Raw genomic sequence first — 15,802 nt, forward strand, 5'->3', positions numbered from 1 at the left:
CTTATCCCACCCCCAGCCCATGCTTTTTCATGCAATGGCGCAACTGGTCGTAGGTCAGGCCCAGCCCCTTGGCGGTCGCGCGCTGGTTGTAGCGGTAGCGGTCGAGCGCGGCGCGGATGATGCCTGCTTCATGCGCGTCCACTGCCGCGCGCAGGTCGCTGATTTCCTCCAGAGCGGCGGTGACCGGGGCGGACGATGCGACCGCCGCCACTGGCCCGTCGCATGGCGCGGCGGGCGTCGGCATCAGTGGTTTGGGCTTCCATGGCGATGCGAACGGATCGAAGGTGATCTTGCTGATCGGCCGCCCCGGCGCGTCCCAGCGATAGACGGCCCGCTCCACCACGTTGCGCAATTCGCGCACATTGCCCGGCCAGCCATAGCCCTCCAATTCCGCCATGGTCGCCGCGTCGAAGCCGGGCCATTGCGGCCAGTTGATTTCCGCCGCCATCCGCCGCCCAAAATGATCGACCAGCACTGGCACGTCGCCTTCTCGCGCGCGCAGCGGCGGCAAAGTGATGACCTCGAAACTCAGCCGGTCGAGCAGGTCGGGGCGAAAGCGCCCGGCGTCAGCGGCGGCGGGCAAATCATCATTGGTCGCCGCGACGATGCGCACATCCACCCGCACCGGCTTGGACGCGCCGATCCGCGTCACTTCGCCATATTCGACCACGCGCAGCAACCGTTCCTGCGCCGCCATCGACAGCGTGCCGAGTTCGTCCAGAAACAGCGTGCCGCCATCGGCTTCCTCGAACCGGCCCGGCCGCGCGCGGTTCGCGCCAGTGAAAGCACCCTGTTCATGGCCGAACAATTCCGCCTCGATCAGGGTTTCGGGCAATGCCGCGCAATTCATCACGATCAGCGGTTCGCCCCAGCGCGGCGACAGATGGTGCAACCGTTCGGCGATCAGTTCCTTGCCGGTCCCCCGTTCGCCGATGACCAGCACCGGGCGATTGAGTTCGGCAGCGCGCCCGGCCTGCTCCACCGCGTCGAGAAACGCGAAGGATTGGCCGACAAATTGGGTATTTTTCTCCATACCCCAACTTATGGTGAAATTTCCCACCTTATCGCAAGCGAAATTCGGGCGCGGCGGTGCCGGATGAACCGAAAATGAAGGAAATCCGTGCCTTTCCGCAAATTGGCACGACCCCTGCAATGCTACAGGCAATCCGCAACCAATCGCGGAACCATATGAAGGCCAAGGCTCAGGGAGTGTATAAGATGGACAAGCATAGCAACAGCGTTCGCGAAATCGGCCAGCTAATGTCGGTCGCGCTTGCCGCCCTGCTGTTTGGATCGACCCTGATCCTTGCGGCGGTCGGCCCGGCCCGCGCCAGCGAAGCCCCGATGCTCGCCAGTGACACGACCCCCATGACCTTGCGCTATCTTGCCTGAGGTCATCGCCCCCCAAATGCCAAGACCAGGAGTGACGTTCTAATGGGTATCTTCTCCCGCACCCGCGACATCATCGCCGCCAATGTGACCGACCTGCTCGACAAGGCGGAAGATCCGTCGAAGATGATCCGCATGATCATCCTCGAAATGGAGGAAACGCTGGTGGAAGTGCGCGCGTCCGCCGCCCGCACCATCGCCGACCAGAAGGAAATGCGCCGCCACATCGCCAAGCTGGCCGGTTTGCAGGACAGCTGGACCGAAAAGGCGCAGCTGGCCCTGAGCAAGGACCGCGAGGATCTGGCCAAGGCCGCTCTGGTCGAGCGGCAGAAAGCCGCCGACATGGCCGATCATCTCAATCATGAGATCGTGACCCTCGACGATGCGCTCAAGGCCGCCGAAGAGGATATCGCCAAGTTGCAGGCCAAGCTGCGCGAAGCCCGCGTGCGCCAGAACAGCCTGGTCACCCGGATGCAGAGCGCGGAAAACCGTCTGCGCGTGCGTGAAGCCTATGCCGGTGAAAAGGTGAACGACGCTTTCGCGCGTTTCGACCTGATGGAACGCCGCGTCGATATGGCCGAAGGCCGCGCCGATGCCATGAATCTGGGCGGCGCGCCCAAGACGCTGGAAGAAGAGATTGCCGAGTTGAAATCCGCCGACAAGGTGGATGCCGATCTGGCGGCTCTCAAAGCCAGCATGAACAAGGAGGGCTGATCCGTGATGGAAGACGTACTTTTACCCCTCATGATCTGCGGCATGTTGTTCATCGGTATGCCGTGGCTGATCTTCCACTATGTCACCAAGTGGAAACAGTCCCCCAAGATTACCGACGAGGATGAGAAGCTGCTGGATGAACTTCATCTTCTTGCTCGTCGGATGGAAGAAAGGCTTCAGACGGTCGAAAGGATCGTCGCAGCCGACAACCCCGATTTCCGTCCCGCCCGGTCGCAGGAACCGGACGACTACAGCTTCGACCGGAGGAATTGAGATGACTGCCCGCCGCACCAAATTCTACCTCGACAAGGCCAATGGCAAATGGATGGGCGTCTGCTCCGGCATTGCCGACTATAGCGGGATCGACGTGGTATGGGTCCGCGTCGGCGCGGTACTCATCACCCTGATGGGCGCGTTCCCCTGGACCCTGATCGCCTATTTCGCTGCCGTCTATTTTGCGGAGAACAAGCCGGTCGGCCTGTACGCCGATCGCGACGACGAGAAATTCTGGCAGGGGGTGCGCAGCAACCCGACCCGCTCGACCCGCGACGTGCGCTCCAAATTCCGCGACATCGACCGGCGCCTCGCCGACATCGAAATCTATTACACCAGCCGCAACACGCGCCTGGCGGACGAAATCGACCGTCTGCGCTGAATAGTTCCGGGGCAAAACAGGGGAGTTAAGGATCATGAGTTTCGCCGGACCCGGCTTCATCGTCGCCATCGTCGCCCTTTCCATGGGCGCATGGGTCATCACCACCTGGCTGCGGGCGCGCTACGGCTATCCGCTGACCGACGACAACGGGAACACCGTTCATCGAACCGACGCCGACGCTGATCGAAAAATCGACCTTCTTTCGAACGAAAACGAAAAGCTGACCGGCCGCATCAGCCGCCTGGAGGAACGCATCGCCGTGCTGGAGAGGATCGCCACCGATCCTGCCGCCCGCACCGCGCGCGAAATCGAGGCGCTGCGCTGACCGCAGCATGATCCAAGGCCCGAACAGGGGGAGTGAATAGCATGTTTCCATTCGCAGATTTCGCGCCGGTCGTGTTTGCCGTCGGGTCGCTGGCGATCGCGGGCTGGGTGTTCACCACCTGGCTGCGGGTCAAGAACGGCTACCCGCTGGACGGGGCATGGGGGCAGGCGGTCTATCCGCAGAAGAATGAGGAAATGGCCGAGCGGATCAAGCTGCTCAGCCAGGAAAATGCCCAGCTGCGCGCCGAAATCGGATCGATGAAGGACCGGCTCGCCGTGGTCGAACGCATCGTTACCGATGAAAGCCACCAGCTGACCCGCGAAATCGAACGGCTGCGCAGCCCCGCCAACTAAAGCCAGGCATAATGCGCCAAACAGGGAGTGAAGCGCCATGAATCCTTTTGAAATGGTTGCCGCCATCGTCGCGATCACCGCCATCGCCAGCGTGCTGCGCGCCAAATATGGTGTCGTGCGCCGCGACAAGGGTGAGGAGTTCATCGCACGCGGCCCCGACCCGGAAGCCGAACGGCTCCGCGCCGAGGTGAAGGGACTGAAAGAGCGGGTCGCCGTGCTGGAACGGCTGGCGACCGACAGCAGCACTGCGCTGGACCGCGAATTCGACAAGCTGCGCGAGCGCGACTGAGCGCCAGGCAGCGGATATTATAAGGGAGGCTGATATGCTGGACGCTACTCTCTATCTGACACTGGCCGCCACGACTTTGGCGGGGCTGGCCATCATTGCAGTTGCGGGTTTGCGCGGCTGGAACGGCTGGCTCGACCTTAAACGCGCCGAATTGACTCATGGGGTAGAGGTCAGCGCGCCGCCCTCCGCTGCCGCGCGGATCGAGGTCGCCGATCTCAAGGAACGCATCCGCAAGCTGGAAGCGATTGCGGCGGGCGTGGATCTGTAACGGTCGGGGGTTTCCCCTCACGCAAATCCCCCTATATGGCTGTCATGACCGATCAGCCCAGCCTTGCCGACATTGGCGAAGAATATGAATTTCTCGACGCGGACGACCGTTACCGGCTGCTGATCGACCTTGGCCGTGCGCTCGAACCCATGCCCGACGCGCTCAAGACCGACGCGACACTGGTGCGGGGCTGTTCCGCCGCCGTCTGGGTCTATCCCACTGTGCTGGAAGATGGCAGGCTGCATTTTCTGGCCGACAGCAATGCCGCGATTACCAAGGGGATCATCGCGCTCGTCCTGCTGACCGTGCAGGACCAGACCCCCGCCGCCATCGCCGCAACCGACATCGAAGGGGCGCTCGCTCCGTTCGACCTCAAAAACCAGCTCAGTTCCAACCGGACGCAGGGTATTCCCAACATGATTGCCCTCATCCGCGCCACGGCTGGCCGCTACACCGGCTGAACAGAGGCAACTTTTCGCGCCGCCCACCCGTTCTTCTTGCGTAACAACCACAAGGAGATGGGCGATGCGCGCCACCTTTATAATCGCGGCCCCGTTCGCGCTGGCTCTGACACTGGCGGCTTGCGCGAAGGAAGCCGAAGGCCCGACCCAGCGCGAAACCATCGGCCAGACATGGAAATATGAAGGCGGGGAGGGCGCAGCGGCCAAGGTCGCCTATATCGGCAGTGTCAACACCATGGCCACCATGACCGCGCCTGACACCTTCTCCGTCCTGCTGGTCCAGCCGCTCAAGGAAGGCTCCGCCGACGTCACGGTCAAGCTGGTCGGCGCGCCCTTCACCTGCGATCTGTCCGCCTGCCGCATCACCGCCACCACCGACGATGGCAAGCGTCACGAATGGCAGGGCCGCATGACGGAAAATAAGGACGGCATCACCATCCTGCCCTCGCAAGGCGCCTATGACGCGATCCGTGCCGCCAAGAACGTGAAGGTCGATCTGGTCGTCGGCCCGCAGGACAAGACCGCGCCCTTCACCTTCAACGTCGACGGGCTGGCGTTCAAAGGCTAGGCGCGCTTCACTCCTGCAAGGACACGCCGGGGCTGCGCGGGTCCGCCGCGCCGGCCCACCGACCGTCGGGCATCCGCTCGGCGGCATTGGCCTTCAACCCCATGCGGTTGACCGACACGCGGTGGCCCAGTCTTTCCAGCGGTTCCTTCATCGCCTCCAGCGACGTCCCCTGTTCCAGCACGATCCCTTCGCCATTGAAGAAGATCAGGCCATGAGCGATGGATTCCTGCGCCGACAGGCCCCAGTCGAAATGGGCGATCAGCGCCTTGGCCACCTGCATGATGATCGTCTTGCCGCCCGCTGCGCCCACGGTGAAGATCGGCGTGCCTTTCTCGTCATAGACGATGGTCGGCGACATGGACGATAAAGGGCGCTTGCCCGGCTCCACCCGGTTGGCGACCGGCGCGCCGTCCTCTTCCGGCGTGAAGCTGAAATCGGTCAGCTCATTATTCAATATCACCCCGCCCGCGACCAACTGGCTGCCAAAGAAACTCTCGATCGTGGAGGTCCAGGCGGCGATGTCGCCATTGCGATCGACCGCGACGAAATGGCTGGTGCCGCTTTCGGGCTGGGGCAGAGACGCCGTGCGCGGGGCCGCACCCGCAGGCGTGCCGGGCTGATACAGGTTCAGCGCCTTGTTCAGCCGGATCTGCGCGGATCGTTGCTTGAGGTAAGCGGGGTCGATCATCCCGGCGATCGGCACCGACACGAAATCGGGATCGCCCAGCCATTTGCCCCGGTCGGCATAGGCCAGTTGCATCGCTTCGCCGATCACATGCCAGGACCGGGCATCATCCTTGCCCCAGGCTTTCAGCGGAAAGCGCTCCACCATGCCCAATATTTCCAGCACGGTGATGCCCCCGCCCGACGCCGGACCCATGCCGCACACGGTATAGACGCGATATTTCCCGCACACCGGCTTGCGCGGCTTGGCCTGATAGGCGGCAATGTCCGCCTCCGTCATCGGCACCGGGTTTTTGGGCGCGTTAGTGACGGCCTGCGCCATCAGCTTTGCCTGCTCGCCCGTATAGAAAGCGTCCGGCCCCTCGGCCGCGATCCGCTTGAACAGGGCAGCCAGCGGCGGGTTCTTCAGCATCGTCCCCATCGGCGCGGGCTTGCCGTCGATCCAGAAATATTTCTGGATTTCGGGGAAGTCCGCCCACACCCCCGCCGTCGCCTTCATCGCGGTGTCGAGCCGCTGGCGCACCTCATACCCGTCCTCCGCCGCGCGGATCGCGGGCGCGAACAGGTCGGCCCAGGGCAGCTTGCCCCATTTTTTATGTGCGTCCCATGCCATGCGCAGGTTGCCCGGCACTCCGACCGAATAGCCGCCCGGCCATGCGTCGCGGAAGGACAAAGGCTTGCCATCTGCGTCCATGAAGCGATCGGGCCGCGCGGCGGCGGGCGCGGTTTCACGCCCGTCGATGGATTCCAGCACCCCGGTCCGCCCGTCATGATGCATCAGGAAACCGCCGCCGCCGATCCCGCTATTATGCGGCTCCACCACGTTGAGCGTCAGCATCATCGCAATCGCCGCGTCAGTCGCGCTACCGCCCTTGCGCAATATCTCCTGCCCCGCCGCCGCCGCGCGCGGATCGGCAGCGGACACGGTGGCATTGGTCGACACTGGCTCACGCGCCAGCACGGGCAAAGGATTGAGGGCCAGAAGCGCGAAGGGGGCCAGCAGGCCGACGGAACGAAATGTCATGGCCGCTACCCTAAAGCAAAGGTTGCCGATCGCAACCCTTTCCGCCCTTTTGAACGGATCAGGCGTCGACACCCACTATATCGGCCACATTGCGCACCCCGTCGCGGTTCATCAGCGCCTTCAATGCGGCATTGATCCGCTTGGCCAGATACGGCCCTTCATAGACCAGCGCGCTGTAAAGCTGCACCAGCGACGCGCCCGCACGAATCCGGGCATAGGCCTGCTCCGCATTGCCAATGCCCCCCACGCCGATCAGCGGCAGCCGCGCGCCCAGCAGTCGCCGGAAATCGCGCAGCCGCGCCAGCGACAGGTCGGTCAGTGGCGCGCCCGACAGCCCGCCCGCCTCGCCGCCATGCACAGAACGCAGCGCAGGCCGGGTAATCGTGGTGTTCGACACGATCAGCGCGTCGATGCCATGGTCGATGCAGGCGGCGGCAATATCGTCCACATCGGCCGGTTCCAGGTCGGGCGCGACTTTCAGGAAGATGGGCGGCCCGCCCGGCACCCGCGCGGCCATCACCGCGCCCAGCAGATCGTCCAGCGCCGCGCGCCCCTGCAACGCGCGCAGCCCCGGCGTGTTGGGGGACGAGATATTGACCGTCAGATAATCGGCCAACGGCGCCATCACTTGCACCCCCGTCACATAATCGGCGATGCCGCGCCCGGCCGCCGTCGCATCCTTGTTCGCGCCGATATTGATGCCGATCACCGGGCCTTGCCCGACAGGCCGCCGATAGCGCGCGATCCGGTCCGCCGCTGCGCCCTGTCCGCCATTGTTGAAACCGAAACGGTTGATGACTGCCGCATCCTCGACCAGCCGGAACAGGCGCGGCACGGGATTGCCCGGCTGCGCCAGCGGGGTCAGCGTTCCCAGTTCGGCAAAGCCAAAGCCCAGAGCGTGCATCTTGTGCGCGACTCGGCCTTCCTTGTCGTAACCTGCCGCCAGCCCGACCGGATTGGGGAAGTGCAGGCCCGCAACACGGCTTTCCAGCATCGGGTCGGGCGCAGCGGGCGCTGCGACAGGCAGCATCCGCAATGCAGCGATCGACAGATTATGGGCGCGCTCGGCATCCAGGGCGAAAAGCAGGGGGCGGATCAGGCGATAAGACATGGCCGCGCTATGCCAGCGGGGCGCCCGCCCGTCGAGTCGCTGTTGCTGCACGGCAACAAGCGGCCTTCAATGTTATTTCATGACAGGAATCGTCATGAATGAAACCGTTTGCTGTCGAAAAATGTCCGATCCGTCCAATAATATGTCCCTGACTCAGGCGTAAAGCCGCCTTGCGACCCGAAGGCTCTTAGGCCAATTTGGCCGATGAGACCTTTTCCTGACCCGGCAGCGCAAGCTGCCGGGTCATTTTTTTGACCGGCGCAAAACATCATAAATATAAGAGCTTGTTAACCATTCGTCTTGCGTGCGGCTCCGATTGGCGCATAGTGAATGCCTTGGGGTGAAAAAATGGGGTCGCATCTGAACGACATAGCCGGTGGCGCAGTCGCCATGCCGGACGCAGGGGGACCATTATCCTACACCGTGGCAGCGGCGCAGGGTCCGGTTCGGCTGCGTTACTTCGCGCCACCTGAACATCTCAGCGCCTATTTCGGGTCGATCTATCACTTCACTGTTTCGGCCGACCATTATGCCGATGCGACTCGCGCCGACGCGCCGCAACTGCGGTTCATGCTGGCGGGCGGCGGGCATTATCATTTTCAGGACGGGCTGGTGATGGCGACGCCCGACGTCTGCCTGCTGGGACCGACCATGGGGGCGACGCGGTTCGTGCTGGATCATCCGGCGCGGGTGCTGGGCATTTCGCTGCTGCCCGCTGGCTGGGTTACGCTGCACGGCGGCGACGCCAGCATGATGGCCGACCGCCTGTGCGACCTGGCGCAGCAGGAGGAAGGCCATGCCCGGTTGCTGGAACAATTGCGCGCCTTCGACCCGGACGATGCCGATGCGATGGTCGCGCTGTGCTGGGACTGGCTTGCGCAACTGGTCAAGCCGCTGCGTCCTGCAAGCTGGGATCTGCTGGCTGCGGTCGATGCCTGGTTGATGGGAGAAGGGTCGCCCCGGCCGGAGGTGCTGGCCCAGACGACTGGCCTGTCCCCCCGTCAACTGGCCCGGCTGACCAACAAATATTATGGCGCGCCGCCCAAATTGCTGGCGCGCAAATATCGCGCGCTGCGCTGTTCGGCGCGGATCGCGCTCGACCACGAAAGCTGGCAGCAATTATGCGAAGATGGTGGTTTCTACGACCAGTCCCACTTCATTCGTGAAATCAAGCATTTCATCGGCCTGACTCCGCACCAGTTGCAGACCGAACCGTCCGCCGTCGCGCAACTCACGCTGCTGCGCCGGTCATTGGGCAGCGACGTGGCGATTCTGAACCGGCTGTCCTGACCATATCGGCATATTAGGGGTTGATTCCTGACCCCGGCAGGACCAAATGCGCAATCAGACGGATTCGATCCGATTTTAGAATGGTTCGCAACTGATATGAAATTATCGAGCTTCGCTGACTATGCCGTCGTGCTGATGTCCGCCGCCGCGCGCCATTGCGGCGCGGCAAAGATGAATGCGACCACGCTAAGCGCCGAAACCGGCATTCCGCTGCCGACCGCGCAAAAGCTGGTGAGCCGTCTGTCGTCGGCGGGCCTGCTCGAATCGAGCCGTGGCACCGGCGGCGGCGTCCGCCTGTCGCGCCCGCCCGCCACGATCACGCTGGCCGATGTGGTGGAGGCCGTCGAAGGACCGATCGCCATGACCGCCTGCAACGAACTGGGCGCGCATGACTGCAATCTGGAAACGGACTGCCGCATCCGCCCGCATATGAACGTCGCCAATGAAGCGATCCGCGCCGCGCTTGCCGGTGTGACGATCGCCAGCCTTACGCGAGAAATGGCATGACCGAAGACATCACCACCGTTCGCAACGCTGAAGCGCAGGCCGCCGCCGATCGCGCGTCCACCTATGAACATGGCTGGTCGTCCGCCATCGAACAGGACTTCGCGCCCAAGGGGCTGAACGAAGACACGGTCCGCTTCATTTCCGCCAAGAAAAAAGAGCCGCAATGGCTGCTCGACTGGCGGCTGAAGGCGTTTGCGATGTGGAAGACGATGACGCCGCCCGACTGGGCGAAGCTTAACGTCCCGCCGATCGACTATCAGGACGCCTATTATTACGCCGAGCCGAAAAAGAAGGTGGAACTGGATTCGCTCGATGAAGTCGATCCCGAAATCCTCGCCACCTACAAGAAGCTGGGCATCCCGATTGCCGAACAGGAAATGCTGGCCGGGGTAAAGGGCAGCCGCCGTATCGCCGTGGACGCAGTGTTCGACAGCGTCTCTGTCGCCACCACTTTCCGCAAGGAGCTGGAGGAAGCGGGCGTGATCTTCCGCTCGATCAGCGAAGCGGTGCGCGAATATCCCGATCTGGTGAAGAAGTGGATGGGCAAGATCGTGCCGATGCACGACAATTATTTCGCGACGCTCAACTGCGCGGTCTTTTCCGACGGCACCTTCGTCTACATCCCCAAGGGCGTCCGCTGCCCAATGGAATTGTCCACCTATTTCCGCATCAACGCGGAAAATACCGGGCAATTCGAACGCACCCTGATCGTCGCGGATGAAGGCAGCTATGTCAGCTATCTCGAAGGCTGCACCGCGCCGATGCGCGACGAGAATCAGTTGCACGCCGCCGTCGTGGAACTGGTCGCGCTGGACGATGCGGAGATCAAATATTCTACCGTCCAGAACTGGTATCCCGGCGATGCGGATGGCAAGGGCGGCATCTATAATTTCGTCACCAAGCGCGCACTTTGTCAGGGCAAGAACAGCAAGGTTTCCTGGACGCAGGTCGAAACCGGATCGGCGATCACCTGGAAATATCCGTCCTGTGTGCTGAACGGCGAAAACAGCGTCGGCGAATTTTATTCCGTCGCGCTGACGAATAACATGCAGCAGGCCGACACCGGCACCAAGATGATCCACAACGGCAAGAACACCCGATCGACCATCGTGTCGAAGGGGATTTCGGCGGGGCGCTCGAACAACACCTATCGCGGCCTCGTGCGCGTGGCACCCGGCGCGGAAGGCGTGCGCAACTTCACCCAGTGCGACAGCCTGCTGCTGGGCGACCAGTGCGGCGCACACACCGTCCCCTATATCGAGGTCCGCAACCCCAGCGCGCAGATCGAACATGAAGCGACTACATCGAAGATTTCCGATGACCAGCTGTTCTACGCGATGCAGCGCGGGCTGGACGCCGAAAGCGCCGTCAGCCTGATCGTCAACGGCTTCGCCCGCGAAGTGCTGCAACAACTGCCGATGGAATTTGCGGTGGAAGCGCAAAAGCTGCTGGGGATTTCGCTTGAGGGGTCGGTCGGGTGATGCACGCCCCCACCCCAACCCCTCCCCTGAAGGGGAGGGACTTGAGCAGTCGCGAGACGAGTGCGCGTAGCAACTCCCCTCCCCTTCAGGGGAGGGGCCGGGGGTGGGGGCTATCGGTTGAGCGCTTGGCTCAGCTGAACGGTTTCGCTCATGACATGCGCTGTGATCCGACTGAACCGGAAAAGCGTCTGTGGACCCGATTGTCCCGCTCTCAACTGGGCGGTCATAAATTTCGTCGGCAGTCTGTGATCGGTCCCTTCATTGCCGATTTTTTTTGTCCGCAAAAAGGTTTGGTCATCGAAGTAGATGGTGACACCCATGATATTCTGGCGGATCTCAAGCGTGATGCGGCGTTGAACAGGCTGGATCTTAAGGTGCTGCACTTTGGCAATACAGATGTGATCCGCAATCTTGACGGTGTGTGCGAAACGATATTTCGCACGCTTGAGTTGGCACCTGATCGTTGGCACAGCCCCCACCCCAACCCCTCCCCTGAAGGGGAGGGGCTTTCAAACTCTCAAGGACAAGAATTTTGAGCGACGAAGACGATATTCAAGATGCCCTCGCGGATTTCGCGGAGGATGTTGGCAACGGCCAGTCATGGACCGCCGCGATCCGTATCCTGACCGAGGATTATGAGCTGGAAGAGGGGGAACTGGAACCGCGCGCCCGCGCCGATTTCGGCGATCTTGATGCGTTCGAGGCGACCAGCCGCGACGCGCTGCAAAAATCCGACGCCGCGATGACGGAAAAGCTGCGCAAGGATAAGGCGTTCCACAAAGCCAAGGCGCCCAACCTGGCCCGCATGGGTCCGGTCAGCGAATTCGTCGTCGCGCTGCTGGAAAAAGGCCCGCCGGAAAAGGATGCCGACTGGTGGCCCTACATGCCGGTCAAGCGCCATATCGATACGCTGTTTCCGGCACCCGGCGATGTGCGCGACATGGCCTTCTGGACCGCGCGCACGCTCCAGCGCGCGCATGAGGGCTAAGCCATGGGGATGACGACACTGGCGCTCATGGCGACGGCACTTTTCGCGCAAGGCGCCGCCATGGCCCCGGTGGAGCAGGATGCGGCGATCCTGGTTGTCGCCCGCCGTTTCGATGAAACCCATGGTAAGCTCAGCCGCAGCGTTTTTTCGAAAAAGATGACCTGCACCGTGTCGCAATCCAGCGGCGACGCCGTGATCGACGACGCTGTGTGCAATGTCGCGATGACCTGTATCGGCAAAACCAAGAAGCGCCCGGCCTTCCTCGACTGTGTCGCGGCCGGCCGCCAGACTTTCCTCGACAGCTACCGCCTTGCGGAACGGGATGATGATGCTCAAAATTGATGACCTCCACGCCACCGTCGCGGACAAACCGATCCTTAAAGGACTGACGCTGTCGCTCAATCCGGGCGAAATCCATGCGATCATGGGACCGAACGGGGCGGGCAAATCGACGCTGGCCTATACGCTGGGCGGCCGTCCGGGCTATGAAGTGACCGGCGGCACCGCGACGCTGGACGGGGCCGACCTGTTGGACATGGACCCGCATGAACGCGCCGCTGCCGGTCTGTTTCTGGGCTTTCAATATCCGGTCGAAATTCCCGGCGTGTCCAACCTGCAATTCCTGCGCGAAAGCCTCAATTCGCAGAAACGCGCGCGCGGCGAAAAGGAACTGAACGGCGGCGAATTCATCCGCCTGGCCAAGGAAAAGGCTGCGCTGCTCGGCCTCGACATGGACATGCTCAAACGCCCGGTGAATGTCGGCTTTTCGGGCGGCGAAAAGAAGCGCGCCGAAATGGTGCAGATGGGCATCCTCGACCCCAAGCTGGCGATCCTCGATGAAACCGACTCCGGTCTGGACATCGACGCATTGAAGATCGTGGGTGCAGGCATCAACGCGATCATGCGCAAACCCGACAGGGCGGTGCTGCTCATCACCCATTATCAGCGCCTGCTCGACTATGTGAAGCCCGAGTTCGTCCATGTCCTGGCCGCCGGTCGCATCGTCAAATCGGGCGGCCCCGAACTGGCGCTGGAACTGGAACGCGAAGGCTATGCCGAAGTGGCGGCATGATAGAACATCTGTCCTATCGGGCGCGGATTTGAATAATAGGTAATATATTCAATAACTTATATGTTCAGCATGGCCCAACTGGACGAAGTTAGACGAGTTTGAACCATAAGCTATTGAAAACAAGGCGATGAGCATGTTGCAACTCCCCACCCGCCGCGACGAAAGCTGGCGCTACAGCGATCTTTCGGCGCTGCAAAGCGTCTGGCCGCTGCCTGCGCCCACCCCTATCGTCGTGAGCGAAGGGCAAAGCGCGCACCATTGCCTGTTGCAGGATGCGGCCGACGGCACGGCGGCGGTGCATGACTATGTCATCACCATCGCCGACGGCGCGCGCTGCGACTTCCATCTGCTCAACATCGGCGGCAAGCTGGGCCGCGTGACCTTCACCGTCACGCTGGGCAGCCATGCCCATTTCGGGCTGAACGGGGCGATCATTGGCGGCGGCGACCAGACGCTGGAAATCATCACATCTGTCACTCATGCCCACCCCGATTCGACCAGCGGCCAGACGATCCGCTCGATCCTGGGCAGCCACGCCACCGGCAGCTATCTTGGCGCGATCAATGTCGCCCGCGACGCGCAGCGGACTGACGCCGTCCAGTCGATCAAGGCCATGCTGCTCGACCGCACGGCCACCGCGAACGCCAAGCCGGAACTGGAAATCTACGCCGACGACGTCAAATGCGCCCATGGCGCGACCGTGGGTGAACTGGACAAGGCGGCTTTGTTCTACATGGCCTCGCGCGGCATGGATCCGGCCACGGCCAAGACCCTGCTGCTGCGCTCCTTCGTCGCGGGTGTGTTCGACGACATGCCAGACGAGGCGGTGAAGGACAGGTTCGAAGCCGCCGCCATCGCCAAGCTGGAGGCGCTGGTATGACCCTCTCCCTCCGCCACGACTTCCCCGGCGTCGGCGACTGGCACTATCTCGACAGCGCGGCCACCGCGCAAAAGCCGACCGCCGTGATCGACGCGATCGCCCGCGCCTATGGCCCGGACTATGCGACGGTCCATCGCGGCGTCTATGAGCGCTCGGCCAACATGACGCTCGCCTATGAAGCGGCACGGCGCAAGGTTGCCGGGTTCATCGGCGCAGCGTCGGACAGCGAAATCGTCTATGTCCGTGGCGCGACCGAGGCGATCAACCTTGTCGCGACCTGCTGGGCGGGCGAACAACTCAAAAGCGGCGACCGCATCCTGCTCTCCACCCTCGAACATCACAGCAATATCGTGCCGTGGCAGATGGTGGCGGAAAAAGTCGGCGCGCATATCGACGTCATTCCCCTGACCGCCGATGGCCGGATCGACCTCGACGCGATGCGCGCGATGATTACCCCGCGCCACCGCATGGTCGCGCTCGCCCATGTGTCGAACGTGCTGGGCAGCGTGCTGGATTGCCGCCACGCCGCCGACATTGCCCATATGGTGGGCGCAAAGATCCTGATCGACGGGTGCCAGGCCGTCCCTCGGCTGGCCGTCGATGTTCAGGCATTGGGCTGCGATTTCTACGTCTTTTCCGCGCATAAACTCTACGGCCCGACCGGCATCGGCGTGCTGTGGGGCCGCCGGGAACTGCTCGACGCCATGCCGCCTTATCAGGGTGGCGGGTCGATGATCGACACGGTGACATTCGAAAAAACCACCTACGCCCCCGCACCCACCCGGTTTGAGGCAGGGACGCCGCATATCACTGGCGTCGTCGGCCTGTCCGCCGCGATCGACTATGTGCAGTCCGTCGGGCTGGACAATATCCACGCCCATGAATGTGCGCTGGTGGCAAAGGCGCGCGCCGCGCTGGGCGGCATGAACAGCATCCGCCTGTTCGGTCCCGCCGATAGCGCGGGCATCCTCTCCTTCGCGGTGGAGGGGGTGCATCCGCACGATGTCGGCACCATATTGGACGAAACGGGTGTCGCGATCCGGGCCGGGCATCATTGCGCCCAGCCGCTGATGCGCCATCTGGGTGTCGAAGCGACCGCACGGGCCAGTTTCGGCATATATAGCGACGAAAGCGACGTGGACGCACTGGTAAGCGGCCTTGAGCGGGTAAGGAAAATATTCGGATGATGACCGAGGAACGCAAGATCATGGTCGAGGAAGTCGACACCGTGGAAACCCCGCCCAAGGCGCGCGTGGATGCCCCGTCGGAGCCTGGCGAGCGCCAGCGCGACTATCTCGACGGCTTCCTGGCGGCCAAGCCTGTGCCTGTGGCGGCGGGCGAACCGGGCGGTAATCTCTATGACGCGGTGATTGACGCGCTCAAGGAGATTTACGACCCGGAAATCCCGGTCAACATCTATGATCTGGGCCTGATCTACGGCGTCGATGTCACCGACGACAGCCATGTCGTCGTGACCATGACCCTGACCACGCCCCATTGCCCGGTCGCTGAATCCATGCCCGGCGAAGTCGAAATGCGCGTCGGTGCGGTGCCGGGCGTCGGCGATGCACAGGTCAACCTGATCTGGGATCCGCCATGGGATCCGCAAAAGATGAGCGACGAAGCCAAGCTCGAACTGGGGATGCTGTAATGATTATCTAGTCCCTCCCCTTCAGGGGAGGGGTTGGGGTGGGGGCGTGCACCCAAGCACCACGCCAAAAGGATAGCCCCCACCCCCGGCCC

Annotated in this window: 23 protein-coding genes; 20 read left to right on the plus strand and 3 right to left on the minus strand. The window is 62.7% G+C overall.

Annotated features, from left to right (window positions below):
- Position 1: 1 nt before the first annotated feature.
- Positions 2–1,033: a phage shock protein operon transcriptional activator gene (gene pspF, locus SPBM01_RS18845; RefSeq protein ID WP_188063021.1), complete on the minus strand. Its 1,032-nt coding sequence runs from the start codon at positions 1,031–1,033 to the stop codon at positions 2–4.
- Between the two features lie 185 nt (positions 1,034–1,218).
- Between pspF and SPBM01_RS18850 the strand changes: the two genes are divergently transcribed.
- The 10 genes from SPBM01_RS18850 (at position 1,219) to SPBM01_RS18895 (ending at position 5,022) form a co-directional block, all read left to right on the plus strand.
- Positions 1,219–1,392, plus strand: a complete 174-nt coding sequence (locus SPBM01_RS18850) for a hypothetical protein (RefSeq protein ID WP_188063022.1) — start codon at positions 1,219–1,221, stop codon at positions 1,390–1,392.
- A gap of 42 nt (positions 1,393–1,434) precedes the next feature.
- Positions 1,435–2,103, plus strand: a complete 669-nt coding sequence (gene pspA / locus SPBM01_RS18855; RefSeq protein WP_188063023.1) for a phage shock protein PspA — start codon at positions 1,435–1,437, stop codon at positions 2,101–2,103.
- 6 nt (positions 2,104–2,109) lie between these two features.
- Positions 2,110–2,376: an envelope stress response membrane protein PspB gene (pspB, locus tag SPBM01_RS18860; protein ID WP_188063024.1), complete on the plus strand. Its 267-nt coding sequence runs from the start codon at positions 2,110–2,112 to the stop codon at positions 2,374–2,376.
- A gap of 1 nt (position 2,377) precedes the next feature.
- Positions 2,378–2,758 carry an envelope stress response membrane protein PspC gene (gene pspC / locus SPBM01_RS18865; RefSeq protein ID WP_188063025.1) on the plus strand — a complete coding sequence of 127 codons (381 nt, stop codon included), beginning with the start codon at positions 2,378–2,380 and terminating at the stop codon, positions 2,756–2,758.
- A 34-nt stretch (positions 2,759–2,792) separates the two neighbouring features.
- Positions 2,793–3,083 (plus strand): hypothetical protein, encoded by a 291-nt coding sequence (locus SPBM01_RS18870; protein WP_188063026.1) that lies wholly within the window; start codon positions 2,793–2,795, stop codon positions 3,081–3,083.
- A 41-nt stretch (positions 3,084–3,124) separates the two neighbouring features.
- Positions 3,125–3,436, plus strand: coding sequence for a hypothetical protein (locus tag SPBM01_RS18875; protein ID WP_188063027.1), 312 nt, complete (start codon positions 3,125–3,127; stop codon positions 3,434–3,436).
- A gap of 37 nt (positions 3,437–3,473) precedes the next feature.
- A complete protein-coding gene (locus SPBM01_RS18880) occupies positions 3,474–3,725 on the plus strand; it encodes a hypothetical protein (RefSeq protein WP_188063028.1) in 252 nt (83 codons plus the stop codon).
- Positions 3,726–3,759: 34 nt separating this feature from the next.
- The gene (locus SPBM01_RS18885) at positions 3,760–3,993 is read left to right on the plus strand and encodes a hypothetical protein (protein WP_188063029.1); all 234 of its coding nucleotides are present in this window, start codon (positions 3,760–3,762) and stop codon (positions 3,991–3,993) included.
- Positions 3,994–4,028: 35 nt separating this feature from the next.
- Positions 4,029–4,454 carry a SufE family protein gene (locus SPBM01_RS18890; protein WP_410483011.1) on the plus strand — a complete coding sequence of 142 codons (426 nt, stop codon included), beginning with the start codon at positions 4,029–4,031 and terminating at the stop codon, positions 4,452–4,454.
- Between the two features lie 64 nt (positions 4,455–4,518).
- Complete coding sequence (locus SPBM01_RS18895; protein WP_188063031.1) at positions 4,519–5,022, plus strand: hypothetical protein; 504 nt, start codon at positions 4,519–4,521, stop codon at positions 5,020–5,022.
- 7 nt (positions 5,023–5,029) lie between these two features.
- Here SPBM01_RS18895 and ggt read toward each other — a convergent pair whose 3' ends face one another.
- Positions 5,030–6,730, minus strand: a complete 1,701-nt coding sequence (gene ggt, locus SPBM01_RS18900) for a gamma-glutamyltransferase (RefSeq protein WP_188063032.1) — start codon at positions 6,728–6,730, stop codon at positions 5,030–5,032.
- Positions 6,731–6,788: 58 nt separating this feature from the next.
- The gene (locus SPBM01_RS18905) at positions 6,789–7,841 is read right to left on the minus strand and encodes a quinone-dependent dihydroorotate dehydrogenase (protein WP_188063033.1); all 1,053 of its coding nucleotides are present in this window, start codon (positions 7,839–7,841) and stop codon (positions 6,789–6,791) included.
- Between the two features lie 348 nt (positions 7,842–8,189).
- Here SPBM01_RS18905 and SPBM01_RS18910 point away from each other — a divergent pair, with 348 nt between their 5' ends.
- From SPBM01_RS18910 to SPBM01_RS18955, 10 genes are all read left to right on the plus strand, one after another.
- Positions 8,190–9,131, plus strand: coding sequence for a helix-turn-helix domain-containing protein (locus SPBM01_RS18910; protein WP_188063034.1), 942 nt, complete (start codon positions 8,190–8,192; stop codon positions 9,129–9,131).
- Between the two features lie 96 nt (positions 9,132–9,227).
- Positions 9,228–9,638 (plus strand): RrF2 family transcriptional regulator, encoded by a 411-nt coding sequence (locus SPBM01_RS18915; RefSeq protein ID WP_188063035.1) that lies wholly within the window; start codon positions 9,228–9,230, stop codon positions 9,636–9,638.
- Positions 9,635–11,119, plus strand: coding sequence for a Fe-S cluster assembly protein SufB (gene sufB, locus SPBM01_RS18920; protein WP_223177738.1), 1,485 nt, complete (start codon positions 9,635–9,637; stop codon positions 11,117–11,119). Before SPBM01_RS18915 ends, sufB begins: the two co-directional genes overlap by 4 nt.
- 125 nt (positions 11,120–11,244) lie before the next feature.
- Positions 11,245–11,655: an endonuclease domain-containing protein gene (locus tag SPBM01_RS18925; RefSeq protein ID WP_262504264.1), complete on the plus strand. Its 411-nt coding sequence runs from the start codon at positions 11,245–11,247 to the stop codon at positions 11,653–11,655.
- On the plus strand, positions 11,652–12,107 hold the full coding sequence (locus SPBM01_RS18930; protein ID WP_188063037.1) for a hypothetical protein: 456 nt from the start codon (positions 11,652–11,654) through the stop codon (positions 12,105–12,107). Before SPBM01_RS18925 ends, SPBM01_RS18930 begins: the two co-directional genes overlap by 4 nt.
- A gap of 3 nt (positions 12,108–12,110) precedes the next feature.
- Complete coding sequence (locus SPBM01_RS18935; protein ID WP_188063038.1) at positions 12,111–12,449, plus strand: hypothetical protein; 339 nt, start codon at positions 12,111–12,113, stop codon at positions 12,447–12,449.
- Positions 12,436–13,179, plus strand: a complete 744-nt coding sequence (gene sufC, locus SPBM01_RS18940; protein ID WP_188065832.1) for a Fe-S cluster assembly ATPase SufC — start codon at positions 12,436–12,438, stop codon at positions 13,177–13,179. Before SPBM01_RS18935 ends, sufC begins: the two co-directional genes overlap by 14 nt.
- A 127-nt stretch (positions 13,180–13,306) precedes the next feature.
- Entirely contained in the window at positions 13,307–14,059 is a 753-nt protein-coding gene (locus tag SPBM01_RS18945; RefSeq protein WP_188063039.1) for a SufD family Fe-S cluster assembly protein, read from the plus strand.
- On the plus strand, positions 14,056–15,246 hold the full coding sequence (locus tag SPBM01_RS18950; RefSeq protein ID WP_188063040.1) for a cysteine desulfurase: 1,191 nt from the start codon (positions 14,056–14,058) through the stop codon (positions 15,244–15,246). Before SPBM01_RS18945 ends, SPBM01_RS18950 begins: the two co-directional genes overlap by 4 nt.
- Positions 15,246–15,710 carry an SUF system Fe-S cluster assembly protein gene (locus SPBM01_RS18955; protein ID WP_188065833.1) on the plus strand — a complete coding sequence of 155 codons (465 nt, stop codon included), beginning with the start codon at positions 15,246–15,248 and terminating at the stop codon, positions 15,708–15,710. Before SPBM01_RS18950 ends, SPBM01_RS18955 begins: the two co-directional genes overlap by 1 nt.
- Positions 15,711–15,802 lie beyond the last annotated feature (92 nt).

It is taken from the genome of Sphingobium sp. KCTC 72723 (assembly GCF_014280435.1).
Lineage (GTDB): Bacteria > Pseudomonadota > Alphaproteobacteria > Sphingomonadales > Sphingomonadaceae > Sphingobium.